This window comes from Nocardia jiangxiensis NBRC 101359, assembly GCF_000308615.1.
In the GTDB taxonomy this organism is placed as follows: domain Bacteria; phylum Actinomycetota; class Actinomycetes; order Mycobacteriales; family Mycobacteriaceae; genus Nocardia; species Nocardia jiangxiensis.
Map to the genome: position 1 here is coordinate 40,011 of NZ_BAGB01000031.1, position 13,586 is coordinate 53,596.

General features: G+C 69.1%; 14 protein-coding genes. 12 read left to right on the forward strand and 2 right to left on the reverse strand.

What is annotated here, in order from left to right; translation table 11 throughout:
- Nucleotides 1–9 precede the first annotated feature (9 nt).
- The gene (locus ON40_RS10470) at nucleotides 10–1,821 is read right to left on the reverse strand and encodes a DEDD exonuclease domain-containing protein (protein ID WP_040821094.1); all 1,812 of its coding nucleotides are present in this window, start codon (nucleotides 1,819–1,821) and stop codon (nucleotides 10–12) included.
- Nucleotides 1,822–2,361: 540 nt separating this feature from the next.
- Here ON40_RS10470 and ON40_RS10475 point away from each other — a divergent pair.
- The 10 genes from ON40_RS10475 (at nucleotide 2,362) to ON40_RS10520 (ending at nucleotide 11,202) form a co-directional block, all read left to right on the forward strand.
- Entirely contained in the window at nucleotides 2,362–2,946 is a 585-nt protein-coding gene (locus ON40_RS10475) for a C40 family peptidase (RefSeq protein ID WP_040821410.1), read from the forward strand.
- A gap of 157 nt (nucleotides 2,947–3,103) precedes the next feature.
- Nucleotides 3,104–4,144 (forward strand): NlpC/P60 family protein, encoded by a 1,041-nt coding sequence (locus tag ON40_RS10480; protein ID WP_373281885.1) that lies wholly within the window; start codon nucleotides 3,104–3,106, stop codon nucleotides 4,142–4,144.
- A gap of 30 nt (nucleotides 4,145–4,174) precedes the next feature.
- The gene (locus ON40_RS10485; protein ID WP_040821096.1) at nucleotides 4,175–5,182 is read left to right on the forward strand and encodes a hypothetical protein; all 1,008 of its coding nucleotides are present in this window, start codon (nucleotides 4,175–4,177) and stop codon (nucleotides 5,180–5,182) included.
- A gap of 118 nt (nucleotides 5,183–5,300) precedes the next feature.
- The gene (locus ON40_RS10490; RefSeq protein WP_040821098.1) at nucleotides 5,301–6,464 is read left to right on the forward strand and encodes a glycosyltransferase family 4 protein; all 1,164 of its coding nucleotides are present in this window, start codon (nucleotides 5,301–5,303) and stop codon (nucleotides 6,462–6,464) included.
- 10 nt (nucleotides 6,465–6,474) lie between these two features.
- Nucleotides 6,475–6,873 (forward strand): hypothetical protein, encoded by a 399-nt coding sequence (locus tag ON40_RS10495; protein WP_040821101.1) that lies wholly within the window; start codon nucleotides 6,475–6,477, stop codon nucleotides 6,871–6,873.
- Between the two features lie 46 nt (nucleotides 6,874–6,919).
- The gene (locus ON40_RS10500; protein ID WP_040821103.1) at nucleotides 6,920–7,357 is read left to right on the forward strand and encodes an SRPBCC family protein; all 438 of its coding nucleotides are present in this window, start codon (nucleotides 6,920–6,922) and stop codon (nucleotides 7,355–7,357) included.
- A gap of 74 nt (nucleotides 7,358–7,431) precedes the next feature.
- Nucleotides 7,432–8,706 (forward strand): ArsA family ATPase, encoded by a 1,275-nt coding sequence (locus ON40_RS10505; protein ID WP_245567745.1) that lies wholly within the window; start codon nucleotides 7,432–7,434, stop codon nucleotides 8,704–8,706.
- Nucleotides 8,703–9,263: a hypothetical protein gene (locus tag ON40_RS53710; protein ID WP_174435025.1), complete on the forward strand. Its 561-nt coding sequence runs from the start codon at nucleotides 8,703–8,705 to the stop codon at nucleotides 9,261–9,263. Before ON40_RS10505 ends, ON40_RS53710 begins: the two co-directional genes overlap by 4 nt.
- On the forward strand, nucleotides 9,260–10,342 hold the full coding sequence (locus tag ON40_RS10515) for an ROK family protein (RefSeq protein WP_083895556.1): 1,083 nt from the start codon (nucleotides 9,260–9,262) through the stop codon (nucleotides 10,340–10,342). Before ON40_RS53710 ends, ON40_RS10515 begins: the two co-directional genes overlap by 4 nt.
- 134 nt (nucleotides 10,343–10,476) lie before the next feature.
- The gene (locus ON40_RS10520; protein ID WP_040821104.1) at nucleotides 10,477–11,202 is read left to right on the forward strand and encodes a lysophospholipid acyltransferase family protein; all 726 of its coding nucleotides are present in this window, start codon (nucleotides 10,477–10,479) and stop codon (nucleotides 11,200–11,202) included.
- Between the two features lie 46 nt (nucleotides 11,203–11,248).
- On the opposite strand, the gene ON40_RS10525 is transcribed toward ON40_RS10520, so the two are convergent.
- Entirely contained in the window at nucleotides 11,249–11,737 is a 489-nt protein-coding gene (locus ON40_RS10525; protein WP_040821106.1) for a polyadenylate-specific 3'-exoribonuclease AS, read from the reverse strand.
- Between the two features lie 90 nt (nucleotides 11,738–11,827).
- On the opposite strand from ON40_RS10525, the gene ON40_RS10530 reads away from it, so the two are divergent.
- The gene (locus ON40_RS10530; protein ID WP_040821108.1) at nucleotides 11,828–13,213 is read left to right on the forward strand and encodes a class II 3-deoxy-7-phosphoheptulonate synthase; all 1,386 of its coding nucleotides are present in this window, start codon (nucleotides 11,828–11,830) and stop codon (nucleotides 13,211–13,213) included.
- 26 nt (nucleotides 13,214–13,239) lie between these two features.
- Nucleotides 13,240–13,539 carry a hypothetical protein gene (locus tag ON40_RS10535; RefSeq protein ID WP_040821110.1) on the forward strand — a complete coding sequence of 100 codons (300 nt, stop codon included), beginning with the start codon at nucleotides 13,240–13,242 and terminating at the stop codon, nucleotides 13,537–13,539.
- Nucleotides 13,540–13,586: the final 47 nt, after the last annotated feature.

The window sequence follows — 13,586 nt, forward strand, 5'->3', positions numbered from 1 at the left end:
GTGGGGAGGTCAGGATTCGGTGTCGGTGAGATAGTCGCGCCCGGCCGATTCGGTGCGGGCGGCGGTCTCGGCGCGTTCGACCCAGGTCAGCCAGGGGCCCGCGCCGAGGCGCGGTTCGGCGTAGCCGTCGCTGGTCCGGACGATGCGGGTGCCGGGTTGTTCCAGCCACGTGACGATGAGTGCGGTTTCCTCCGGTGGCGCGCCGCGCAGTGGGGGATGAGATCGCTCGTCGGCGGAATCGGTGCCCGGCAGCGTGGCAGCGGGCGTGCCGGTGCGGTCGAGGCGGGTGGGGACGACGGTTTCCGCGGCCGCGACGAGACCGTCGACCACCGGCATCGGCGGGACGCCGCGGGCCGCGGATCCGGCGGCGGCCAGACGCCCGTAGCGGATCACGGCGAAATCCCATCCGCCGGCCTCGCCGCGGCGCGCGGCCACGAGTTCGGCGACGCGGGCCAGCGCCGCGAGCCGCTGGGTGCGGCGCAGGGCGCGCACGACCGCGACGGTGCGATCGCGCACGCGGGCGGCGACCTCGAAATTCTCGGCGTCGGAACAGATTTCGAGACGTTCGCGCATGGCGCGCAGCGGCAGATCCGAGCGGCCGTCGAACAGGTCGCGCACCGATTGCGCCGTCGGTGCGTATTCGGTTGCGGCGGTGAGGATCCCGGACCTGCCCGCCGGGCAGCCGCCGACCGTGGCCGGTGGGCAGCGCGCGCCGTGCCGGCCGGTGCGGGGGATGCGGGTGGTGCAGGTGCGCAGGCCGCAGTACTCGGCGACGGTGGCGGCGATCTCGGCCGCGGCGGCGCGGGATCCGAACGGCCCCAAAGTATCCCGGGTTGGGGTGCGGGTGATGGCGAAGCGCGGGAAGGGCTCCTCGGTCAGGGTGATCCACCACGCGCGTTGCGGGAATTTCGAGCGTCGGTTGTAGGGCGGGGTGTGCGCGACGAGCAGTCGTAGCTCGCGCACACCGGCCTCGAGTCCGTGCGCGCACGGGACGTGCTCGACCCGTGTCGCGAGGGCGACCATCTCCCGCATGCGCGGCCGGGTCTCCGATCCGGTGAAGTACGTGCGGACCCGCCGACGCAGATTCACCGCCGTCCCCACATAGAGGACCTCATCGGAGGGGCCGCGGAACAGATACACCCCGGGCACGGCCGGGAGGTCTGCGGCGAGGAAGCGTTTGGAGCGCTGGCGCTTGGTGACCGCGGGCAGATAGTCGGCCAGTTCGGTCAGGCTGTGCACGCCGAGATTGCCGACCCGGCCGATCAACGCGTGCAGGACGTCGACGGTGGCGCGGGCGTCGTCGAGCGCGCGGTGGGTGGGGCGGGTCTGCGCGCCGAACAACTCGGCCAGTGCCGACAGGCGCACGGTGGGCGCTTCGTCGCGCGGCAGGATCCGCCGGGCCAGTTGCACCGTGCACAGGACCTGGAAACCGGGCCAGGCGGTCGCGCACCGGGCGGTGGCGGCCTTGAGGAAGCCGATGTCGAACCGGGCGTTGTGCGCGACGAGAACCGACCCGGCCGCGAATTCCAGGAAACCCGGCAGCACCGCCTCGATCCGCGGCGCGGTGCAGACCATCGCGGTGGTGATGCCGGTGATCTGCATGATCTGCGGCGGGATCGCGCGACCCGGGTCGACCAGGGTGGCGAATTCGCCCAGCACCTCACCGCCGCGCACCTTGACCGCGCCGATCTCGGTGATGGCGTCGCCTTCCGGGCTGGTCCCGGTGGTCTCCAGATCCACCACGACGAAGGTGGTGTCGTACAGCGGAGTGTCCAGGTCGTCGAAGGCCAGCTGAGCCGGGCGCGGCGCGGGAGGGGACACGGCGGCAGCGTATCGGCGGGGTACGACAGGAATCGCCGATGCGGTCGATGTCGCCGATATCTCACCGCACTACCCGATATATGCGGTCTGTTTCAGGGTGAAACACATAAAAGTGACCAGGGTCACAATGATTCGGTTTGTGAATGAGTCGGCCGAAATTCCAGGAGGCTTGGCGAGCGATGCGCGAGCGCGCGCGTCCGGGGCTGATCGCATACGGACCGTACGGTTGAGTACGTGCTGCGAACACACTACCCACATGCTGATTTCCCGATCGGGACGATCTGAAACCATCTTTCGGGAGATCGCTTCGGCCGGCTGATGCGCCCCCGGGAAATCGCAGGTCAGCTCCGGTTGTTATGGTTTCGTGATTGGTGTGACATATCTCCCAGGAATCCGTGCTCGTAAAAGTTGCCAACTTCTGCTGGCCGTGTTCGCGGCTTTACAACGGACCGTTATCCGTTCGTAATCTTGTCGAGACCTCGCGGAGCTCGACGCACCACCCGGTGCGGCGTCGCGGGGCAGATGAGGAGTCACCGCATCATGGCGATCAAGCGACACGCCCACCGGGCCGTTGCGGCCGGAGCCGTCGGCGCTGCCACCCTCAGCGCTCTGCTGCTGTCCATCGCGCCCGCCACGGCTGCGCCGGTCACCATTCCGGGGATCGGCAGCGTCGAGGTGCCCGATCAGGTCATCGGCGCGATCCCGAAGGGCGCCATCCCGCCGAACGTGATTCCGCCGGGTGTGGTCATCCCCGGCATCACCCCGACGCCCGCCCCCGTCGAGACGGTCGGGCAGCGCGCGGCGAACGCGGCCCTGTCCCGCGTCGGCGACCCCTACGTCTACGGCGCCGCGGGCCCGAACGCCTTCGACTGCTCGGGTCTGGTGAAGTGGTCCTACGCGCAGGCCGGTCGCGACCTGCCCCGCACCAGCTACGGGCAGCTCTCCGCCGGGGCTCCCGTCGGCCTGAACGATCTGCAGCCCGGTGACGTCGTGTCCTATTACGGCGGTAGCCATTCGGGCATCTACGTCGGCAACGGCAACATCGTGCACGCGTCCACCTACGGCCAGCCCGTCAAGGTCGCGCCCCTGCACGCGATGCCCATCGCCGGCGTGCGACGTTACTGACCACCGAAAAGACCGTGATCGTTTTGTGCTGTGCTGGACATCGTGGGCCGGGATTCCGTAACCTGATCGAGACCTTCGTGATGACTAGTCCGGAACACGGAATGGGGCCTTGCAGGCAGTGACCGCGCACTATCGGAACAGACGAACCAGACGCCTGGTGGGCGGGTCATTCGCGGTGGGCGCGTTGGTGTTCGGCGCGGGCGTCGGCGGCGGCGCCTTCGCGGAACCGGTCACCCCGCCGACCAGCGCCAGCGATGCCGTCCAGAAGCTGATCGATCTGTCCCATCAATCCGAACAGCTCAATCAGCAGGCCCTGGGCGCGCAGCAGGATCTCGACGCGAAGATGGGCATCGAACGTACCGCCGATGCCAAGCTCGCCCAGGCCGATCAGGTGGTCGACGCCGCCCAGGCCGAGGTGCGCAAATATCAACCGGCCGTGGACCGTACGGCAATGGCCGCCTATATGGGCGCACGCACCAACCGGATGTTCTCGGTGCTGGCCAGCGATTCGCCGCAGCAGCTGCTGGATCAGATGTCCACGCTGGACGTGTTGCAGGCCCAGACCAGCGAGCAGCTCGCCCAGTTCACGAAGGCGACCAATGCGGCCACGGCGGCACAGTCCACCGCGCACAAGGCATCCGACGCCGCCCACTCCGCCGCGCAGAAGGCCGATGCGGTGCGCACGGATCTGGAGAAGAAGCGTGCGGACCTGCAAGGTGCGATCGCTCAGGTCATCCAGGCATGGGGTGCGTTGTCCGCGGGCGACAAGAGCTCCCTGGCCGGATCGTTGTTCCCGCCGGGCTTCGATCGCGAAGCGCTACTGCGCGGTCTGGTCCCCGGCAGCGGCACCAGTGCGCTGGCCGCGGGGATGACCCGGGTCGGCGATCCGTACGTCTGGGGCGCGACCGGTCCGGATCAGTTCGACTGCTCGGGTCTGGTGCAGTGGGCGTTCCACCATGTCGGCATCAATCTGCCGCGCACCAGTCAGCAACAGGCCACGGTCGGCACCCCGGTGCAGCACGATCAGCTGCAACCCGGCGACGTGGTGTTCTTCTACTCCGATGCCTCGCACGTGGGGATCTACGCGGGTAACGGACTCATCTTGCACGCTTCGACTTTCGGCGTCCCGGTGAAGGTGGCGCCGATGGGGTCGTTCCCCTTCTACGGGGCACGGCGGTACTGGATCGGGATGCCCTAATCACAACGAGGTGAGCGCGAGCGTGCTGATATGACTGCGTTGACTCGGGTTCGAAACTGGTTGGCGGCCAAGCGGCGGTTCGAGTTCGTCGCGACGGTCGCGATGGTGGTCGCGTTGACCGCGGTCGGCGGTGCGCTGGTGCTACTACCGAAATCGGCGCTGCACGTGCGGCCGGTGCCCGCGACCGCGGATGCGGCCGTGCCCTCGGCTCCGGCCGATCCGCAGCTGCCCGAGCTGCGTCGGGCGATGGAGTCGTACGCGCCCGTGGTCACCCGGCAGGTCTGTGCCGCCGACGGCCGCCTGTCGGTAGTGCTCGGCCATCCCTATCAGCGCGACGACGTGGACGCCCTGGCCGGTGACGTGGGCGCGGCGGTCGCGGCGGTGACCCAGCTGTGGGGCACCGACTGGGCCCGGGACGCGGTGATCGCGGTGGCCTCGGATCCGGCCGAATTCGCCGCGCTGACCCACGACACGGGCGAAGTCTCCGATCAGATCGCGGCGGCTTCGGTGTCGGATCCGTTCGTCCCGCCCGCGCAGCCGACCGGTCAGCGCATCGTGTTCAGTGCCGCGGCGGGCCGACGTCTGGGCCCGGAAGGTCTGCGTGAGACGTTGCGGCACGAGCTCACCCATGTCGCCGCTCGCGCGGTCACCGTGGACGGCTCGCCGCAGTGGGTGCTGGAGGGTTTCGCCGAGTACTCCGCGCATCGCGGTTCGGGCCGCACGTTCGCCCAGCTCGCCCCCACCCTGACCGCGAAGGCGCGAACCGGTGCGCTGCCCGCCGACCTGCCCGCGGACGACGCCTTCGTCCCGACTCCGGGCAACGACGCCGAACTCGCCTACGAGCAGGGCTGGTCCGCGAACGCCTACGTCGCCGCGCGGTTCGGTGAACCGAAGCTGGTCGAGCTCTACCGCCACCTGGCCACCGGACCACAGGACGCGTCCGCCTTGGACACCGCCCTGCACAGCACCCTGGGCATCGGTCACACCGACTTCGTCGCTCGCTGGCGCGACTGGATCAAGGCTCGCGCGAGCGCCTGACCCGGGAACGTCCCGTTGCCGGTATCGGCGAGCTCGGGGATGCGGGTGCGGCGCAACCCTTCTCACCGCAGCAGAGCCCGGACCGCACGGCAGGCGCACCCGTCAATAGACTGCCCGCATGGCGCGCACCCTGCTGGTAACGAACGATTTCCCACCGAGACCGGGCGGTATCCAGTCCTACGTGCATGCGCTGGCCATGCAGCTGCCGCCGGATGAGCTGGTGGTGTACGCGCCGCGGTGGCGCGGGGATTCGCATCTGCGCTTCGACGCCGAACAGCCGTTCCAGGTCGTGCGTCATCCGACCACGCTGATGGTGCCCACCCCGCTGGTGCTGCGGCGCGCCGCCAAACTGCTGCGCGACGAGCGGTGCGACACGGTCTGGTTCGGTGCGGCCGCGCCGCTGGCGTTGATGTCGCCGCTGCTGCGCCGCGCCGGTGCCGAGCGCATCGTGGCCAGCACGCACGGCCACGAGGTGGGCTGGTCGATGCTGCCGGGCGCGCGGCAGGCGCTGCGGACGATCGGCGACACCACCGACACGATCACCTACGTCAGCAAGTACACGCGGCGGCGTTTCGCGGCGGCCTTCGGCGCGCGGTCGGCTCTGGAATATCTGCCGCCCGGGGTGAACAGCGAGGTGTTCCGCCCGGATCCCGCCGCGCGCAGCGAACTTCGCGCCCGCTACGGACTGGGCGAGCGGCCGACGATCCTGTGCCTGTCCCGTCTGGTCCCGCGCAAAGGCCAGGACATGCTGATCATGGCGATGCACGAGGTCAAGGATCGAGTGGACGGCGCGGTGCTGGTGATCGCCGGCGGCGGCCCGTACGAGGACAAGTTGCGCGGGCTCGTCCAGGCGATGGACCTGTCCGATCAGGTGGTGTTCACCGGCCGGGTGCCCTCGGCCGAGCTGGCCGCGCATCACACGATCGCCGACGTGTTCGCCATGCCGTGCCGCACCCGCGGCGCGGGACTGGACGTGGAGGGGCTGGGCATCGTCTATCTGGAAGCCTCGGCGACCGGCGTTCCGGTGGTGGCCGGAAATTCCGGCGGCGCACCGGAAACCGTGCAGGAGGGCCGGACCGGACGGGTCGTGGACGGGCGGTCGATCGCGCAGATCGGCGACGCGATCGTGGAGATCCTGTCCGATCGCGACGCGGCGGCGAGTATGGGTGCGGCCGGGCGGGAGTGGGTGAGCACCCAATGGCGCTGGGATGCCCTCGGCGCTCGGCTGCGCGTACTGCTGGACGGGAACGTGCGATCGAGCGGTGCGGATCGGTTGGGTTAGGCTCAGGCGCATGAGCAGCATCCAGGTGGCGGATCAAACCTTCGTCGCAGCCCCCGGAAGCGCGGTCGGCGAGGTTCTGGCCGACCGCGGCCGCTGGCGGCGCTGGTGGCCCGACCTCACCCTCGAGGTGCGAGAGGACCGGGCCGACAAGGGAATCCGCTGGACGGTGAGCGGTGCGCTGACCGGAACCATGGAGGTGTGGCTGGAGCCGTCGCTGGACGGGGTCATCCTGCACTACTTCCTGCACGCCGAACCGACCTCGTCGGCCGGGCGTGATCTGGCCGCGGCCAACCGGTCTCGGCGCGTCGCCGGTAAGAAGATGGCGTTCGAGATCAAGGCGCGCCTCGAGGCCGGACGCGCGGCCGGTGAACCCCCGGCACACGCGTCGGCCGACCTGATCACCTCCTGAATCCTGTTCTCCCGCACCGCACGCCGGAAAGGAAACGCTGTCAGTCATGGCCGACCGGACCCAGAGGTCGATCATCATCGATGCACCGTCGGATCGGGTGATGGCCGTCATCGCCGATCTGGAGTCGTACCCGGAGTGGGTGGCGGCGGCGCGTTCGGTGGAAATCCTCGACACATTCGCCGACGGGCGGGCCCGGACCGCGCGGTTCGTCCTGGACGCGGGCGTCGTCAAGGACACCTATGTGCTCTCCTACACCTGGCGCCCGGACGGCAAGGCGGTGAGCTGGCAGCTTTCCAGCGGTGATCTGCAGAAGGCCCAGGACGGCACCTACGAGCTGATCGATCAGCCCGACGGCACCACCCAGGTCGTCTACGAGCTGACCGTGGATCTGACCATCCCGATGATCGGCATGTTCAAGCGCAAGGCGGAGAAGGTCATCACCGATACCGCGCTCAAGGAACTCAAGAAGCGGGTCGAGGACTGACCGGATCAGCGCCCTCCGCGGATTTTCCGGCCGAGTCCGCGGCTCGCCCCGTGGGCTCCGAGCAGGAGTCCTCGGTGGGTGGGTCGCGGGGGACTCGGCTGGAACTGTTCGCGGGCAAGGGCGGTGTCGGCAAGACGACGCTGGCCTGTGCCACGGCGATGGCGTATCGCGCGGCGGGGGAGTGCGTCCTGCTGGCCTCGCTGGATCAGGCGCATTCGCTGGGCGATGCGCTGAGCCACCGGTTCCCGCACGCTCCCGGGAGCGTCGCCGGAGTGACCTCCGTACTGCCCGGTCTGGACGTCATCGAGGTGGATTCCCTTGCGCTGCTGGAGGATCGCTTCCGCGAGGTGGTGCGCCTGCTGGGCGGGGCGGGGCACGAGCACGGGCTGGATCTGGGGTCGCTGGATCCGGCCGAGCTGACCGGTCTGCCGGGTGTGCAGGAATTGCTGATGCTCAGCGAGATCGCCCGGTTCGCCGACGAGGGCGACTGGGACGTCATCGTGGTGGACTGCCCGCCGACGGCGGATATGTTGCGCATCGTCACCGGTCCGAGTTCCCTGCTGGGCTATCTGGACCGGATCTGGCCCGCGCACGCGCGTGCGATGAGTGCGGGCGGGCGGGATCTGCGGCGGGCGATCGTGGCCGTGACCGCCGAGCGGATCGCCGGTGCGGTCGCCCGGGTGCGCGATCTGCTCGCCGACCGGACCCGCACGGGGATGCGGCTGATCACCGTCGCCGAACGGGTCGCGGTGGCCGAATCGGTGCGGGTGCGTTCGGCCGCGGCGCTGCTGGATCTGCGCCTGGACGAGGTGCTGGTGAACAAGGTGCTCCCGCCGCTGCCCGATGCGGAGCCGTCCGAGCATCCGGCGGTGCGCTGGTATGCCGAGCGACGCGCCGAACAACTCGCCGTCATCGCCGATCTGCGCCGTCGCATCCCGGATCTGCCGGTGCGGATCGCCCATCACAGCGGGTCCGAGCCGGTCGGCGCGGAGCCGCTGGCGGCGCTGGCAGCCGAAACGCGTGGTAATCGGGCAGGAGTCGCCGCAGACCCTATGCTTGGCGACGACGCGGCGGTCCGAGGCGCGCGCCCCGGCGAGCCGCAGGTTCGGCTCGAGTCGGGAAGCGGCCTGCAGTCGGTGTACGCGCTGCGGCTGGCGTTGCCCGTGGTCGACCCGGCGACGCTGCGACTGGGACGAGTGGAGGACGATTTGATCGTGGGAGCGGACGGCATCCGGCGGCGGCTGCGGCTGGCCCCGGTGCTGCGACGATGCACCGTCGACGGCGCCGAGTTGGACGGCGGCCTGCTGGTCGTGCGCTTTCGCCCCGACCCCGAGGTATGGCCGCGATGAACGACTACCGGGAACCGCACGGTCCCGAGCACGATGCGCACATCGGTGAACTCGCCGAGGAACTCCGGCTGCTGGCCGAGGTGCTGCTGGAACGGGTCGAACCGGTGCTGCGCCGGGCGTCCGCCGACGGTGGCGCCGAATGGACCGGATGCAGTTGGTGCCCGCTGTGCGCGGCGGCGGCGTTGGCGCGCGGCGAACACCACGACGTGGTCGCCTCCCTGGCCGCACACGGCACCGCCATCGTGACGGTGCTGCGCGAGGCCCTGGCCGGCGTCCCGGTCGAACCGGTCCTGCCGACCGATACCGATGTGGCCGAAGATCCCGCGGCCGCCGGTGATGTGCCGAAGGCTGGTGTGCCGGAGCACGATTCGCCGGACGAACCGGCGAGTCCGTTCGACCCGGACGCGCCGGTCCCCGGCGGCCGCAGCTCCTCGGCCGCCGAGCACGATGCCGAAACGCGGTCCGGCGCAGCCGAATCCGATGTACGAGCGAACTCGACCACATCGGCCGAGGGCAGGCGCCGGTACATCTCGATCCCGGTGCAGATCAAGGTATGACCACGCGCATCGGGCGGGAACGGCCCCTCACCGTCGGAATCGATGTCGGCGGCACCAACATTCGCGCGTCGGTCGTCGACGGCGCGGGTGAGGTGCTCGACACCGTGCAGGCCCCGACCCCGCATTCGGAACACGCGCTCGAGGACGGCCTCGAGCGCGCCGTGCGCGAACTGTGTGGACGGCACCGGATCGGCGCGGTCGGACTCGCGGTGGCCGGATTCGTCGACGAGACACGGGCTTCGGTGCGTTTCGCCCCGCATCTGCCGTGGCAGGACTCGCCGGTGGCGAGCCGGTTGTCCGAGCGGCTCGAGCTGCCGGTCATCCTGGAACACGATGCCAATGCCGCGATGTGGGCCGAATACCGGTTCGGCGCGGCGGCCGGTGCGCACAACGGGGTGCTGGTGGCGATCGGCACCGGAATCGGCGCGGCGCTGCTGGTCGGCGGCGAGCTGTATCGCGGAAGTTTCGGCGTGGCACCGGAATTGGGGCATCTGCAGGTCGTCCCGAACGGCCGCGCCTGCCCGTGCGGCAAACGCGGCTGCTGGGAGCGATACTGCAGCGGAACGGCTCTGGTGGACACCGCGATCGAGCGCCTGGCGATCGACCCGACCCGCTCGACGATTCTGGCGCGGGAGGTCTCCCGGGATGCGGGCTCGCTGACCGGACGCCGGGTCGCCGGCGCCGCGCAGGACGGTGATCCGGTCGCACTCGAGGTGATGGCGGATTTCGCGCGGTGGCTGGGCCTGGGCCTGGCCTTCGTGAGCGATATCTTCGATCCGGATCTGGTGGTCATCGCGGGTGGGGTGAGTTCCTCTGCCCCACTGTTTCTCGACGAGGCCCGCGAGCACTACGCGGCCGCGATCACCGGGGCCCGCCATCGGCCCCTGGCCCGCATCCGCACCACCCAGCTGGGTGAGGGCGCGGGCATGATCGGGGCCGCCGAGCTGGCTCGCACGGCCCTGAGCGCGGGCCCGCCGACGGTCGGTGCGGATCGCGCGAAGTCGTCGGCGGCGCGCAAGTCGACACGTTCGACCGCCCGGGAGACCGCTCCGGGTGGCCGGGCGGGGGCCCGCCGCTGACCACTGTGTTCCGGTGGTGTGAAATGCATCTTGCGAACTTGGTCACAACTCATCACCGGCGGTAGAGTCGGCATCGGACTGTGGTGCCCGCGACGACGCCGGTCCCGGAAATCCGACTGGGGTGAAAGGACGCAATGTTCTACTGGCTGTTGAAGTACGTGTTCCCGGGGCCGTTCATGCATCTATTCAATCGGCCGACGGTCGAAGGTGTGGAGAACATCCCGGTCGATGGACCGGTGATCCTCGCGGGCAATCACCTGTCGTTCACCGACTGGCTGTTCACGCCGTTGCTGAGTCCGCGGCGGATCACCTATCTGGCCAAGGCCGAATACTTCACCTCCCCGGGCATCAAGGGTCGCCTGCAGAAGTTCTTCTTCTCCGGCACAGGGCAGTACCCGATCGATCGCAGCGGGGCCGACGCCGCGGAGAGCGCGCTGAACACCGCGCGCAAACTGCTGGACGAGGGCCGCGTGGTCGGGCTCTACCCGGAAGGCACCCGCTCGCCCGACGGGCGGCTGTACAAGGGCAAGACCGGTGTCGCGCGCGTGGCGCTGGAGACCGGCGTCCCGGTGATTCCGGTGGCGTTGATCGGCACCGACGAGGTCTGCCCGCCCGGACCGTTCCGCTGGCGGATGCGCAAGGTCAGCGTGAAGTTCGGCAAGCCGATCGACTTCTCCCGCTACGAGGGGATGGGCGGCAACCGTTTCGTGGAGCGCGCGGTCACCGACGAGATCATGTACGAGCTGATGCGGATGTCCGGGCGCGAGTACGTGGACGTCTACGCGGCCAGCCTGAAGAAGGGCGTGCCCTCGGGCAGCCGTCCCGAGGCTGATCGGGTGCCCGAATCGATTGCCGGATAGGCAGGTTCATCCGGACACCCGGAAATCTCGAAGACAGCGCGTCGCATCACATGCGGCGCGCTTTTTCTATCGCCTCGAATTTGGCCAGATTGTGCCGGGCGTCGGCGAGGGCGTCGTGCGCGTCCGCGGGAATCGGCGGCAGCGGCGGACGTCCGGCCATGTCCCAGTGCTGGCGCAGTTCGTTGGTGTAGCGGGGCATGGTGTTGGGCAGATCGACCATCGAACCCCACAGCTGGCACAGCGCCACGTGATCGTAGGCGCCGACCCAGGCCCACAGCTCCGGTTCGACACCGGTGCGCGGGATCAGGAAGCGGTAGATGTCGTCGCGGATCTGCCGGCGGGTGCGCCACAGCGGGGAGGACGGGGCGGGCAGTTTGGGCAGCACGTTGCGCCGCACCCACGGGCCTGCCTTGGCCGCATCGAATTCGCTGGAGACCGCGTAGTACTCGCGTCCGTCCTCGCAGACGACGCCGATCGAGACCAGGTCGATGGTGGTGCCGTCCTCGATGAATTCCGAGTCGTAGAAGTAGCGCACCGGTCGAGGTTACGGCGTGTTCGCCACGCGATCGCGAGCTGCCCCACCTCCGAGTTCGCACGAGTTCGCGGCCGAATCTATTCTTGTCTGGTGAACTGGACCGTCGACGTACCCATCGATCGCTTGCCGGAGTTGCCTCCGCTTCCCGCGGAAATGCGTCGTCGGCTCGACGACGCACTGGCCCGCACCGCCCTGCAGCAGCCGTCCTGGGACCTCGAAGAGGCCGAGCGGATGCGCACCGTCCTGGAGAGCGTCCCGCCGATCTGTGTCCCCGCCGAGGTCGAGGAATTGCGTTCGCACCTCGCCGAGGTGGCGCGCGGTGAGGCGTTCCTGATGCAGGGCGGCGACTGCGCGGAGACGTTCGCCGACAACACCGAACCGCACATTCGCGGCAATATCCGCACATTGCTGCAGATGGCCGTGGTGCTGACCTACGGCGCGAGTCTGCCGGTGGTCAAGGTGGCCCGCATCGCGGGGCAGTACGCCAAGCCGCGCTCGGCCGACACCGATGCCAAGGGCCTCAAGTCCTACCGCGGCGACATGGTGAATTCGCTCGTCGCGGAACCCGCACTGCGTGAACACGATCCGTCGCGTCTGGTGCGCGCCTACGCCAATGCCAGCGCGGCGATGAATCTGGTGCGCGCGCTGACCGGCGCGGGTATGGCCGATCTGCACAAGGTGCACGACTGGAATCGCGATTTCGTCGCGCAGTCCCCGGCCGGCGCCCGGTACGAGCAGCTGGCCGAGGAGATCGACCGCGGTCTGCGCTTCATGACCGCCTGCCGGGTGCAGGATCCGAGTCTGCAGGCGGCCAAGATCTACGCCAGCCACGAGGCGCTGGTGCTCGACTACGAGCGCGCCATGCTGCGCCTGGCGTACAACGCCGCCGGTGATCCGGTGCTGTACGACCTGTCGGCGCATTTCCTGTGGATCGGGGAGCGCACCCGTCAGCTGGACGGCGCGCACATCGCGTTCGCGGAACTGCTGGCCAATCCGATCGGGCTCAAGATCGGTCCCGGCACCACCCCGGATCAGGCGGTGGAATATGTCGAGCGGCTCGATCCGAACAACGAACCCGGCCGGTTGACGCTGGTGGCCCGGATGAGCAATCACAAGGTCCGCGATGTGCTGCCGCCGATCATCGAGAAGGTGCAGGCGACCGGTCACCAGGTGATCTGGCAGTGCGATCCGATGCACGGCAACACCCACGAATCCTCGACCGGGTACAAGACCCGGCACTTCGATCGGATCGTGGACGAGGTGCAGGGTTTCTTCGAGGTGCATCGCGCGCTGGGCACCCATCCCGGCGGTCTGCACATCGAGCTGACCGGCGAGAACGTCACCGAATGTCTCGGTGGCGCGCAGGACATCTCCGATCTGGATCTGGAGGATCGGTACGAGACGGCCTGCGATCCGCGCCTGAACACTCAGCAGTCGTTGGAGCTGGCCTTCCTCGTCGCCGAGATGCTGCGCTGATCGCCGGCGAGGAGGGGCGAGCAGCGGTGAACGTCGTATTCCGCGGGGCGGGTGTACTGCGGGTGGATCCCGCCGATCGCACCATCCTGCGGTTGCTGCGTGACCGGGACCGGGACGGGATCCCCTCGGAGGTGGTGTTGCGCGACGGGAGTCGCCTGCTGATCTTCAACATCTCCTGGGGTTACGATCCGGCCGCGGTTTCGGCGCAGGTGACGACGAATATCAGTCCGAGTATCGGCGGGGTGTCGGTGGATGTGTTCACCACCGACACTGTCGTCGCCATCAATGATCCGGAGACCGGAGCCCCGTTGCTCGCGGTTGCCTGAGCGGTCCGCTGTAACCGATCGGTATCCATTCTTCGGCCGGATGTTTG

Coding starts and splice junctions, on each gene's coding strand:
- ON40_RS10500 (WP_040821103.1), top strand. CDS start 6,920: ATGGCCGACCGGACCCAGAGGTCGATCATCATCGATGCACCGTCGGAT.
- ON40_RS10495 (WP_040821101.1), top strand. CDS start 6,475: ATGAGCAGCATCCAGGTGGCGGATCAAACCTTCGTCGCAGCCCCCGGA.
- ON40_RS10475 (WP_040821410.1), top strand. CDS start 2,362: ATGGCGATCAAGCGACACGCCCACCGGGCCGTTGCGGCCGGAGCCGTC.
- ON40_RS10490 (WP_040821098.1), top strand. CDS start 5,301: ATGGCGCGCACCCTGCTGGTAACGAACGATTTCCCACCGAGACCGGGC.
- ON40_RS10520 (WP_040821104.1), top strand. CDS start 10,477: ATGTTCTACTGGCTGTTGAAGTACGTGTTCCCGGGGCCGTTCATGCAT.
- ON40_RS10485 (WP_040821096.1), top strand. CDS start 4,175: ATGACTGCGTTGACTCGGGTTCGAAACTGGTTGGCGGCCAAGCGGCGG.
- ON40_RS10515 (WP_083895556.1), top strand. CDS start 9,260: ATGACCACGCGCATCGGGCGGGAACGGCCCCTCACCGTCGGAATCGAT.
- ON40_RS53710 (WP_174435025.1), top strand. CDS start 8,703: ATGAACGACTACCGGGAACCGCACGGTCCCGAGCACGATGCGCACATC.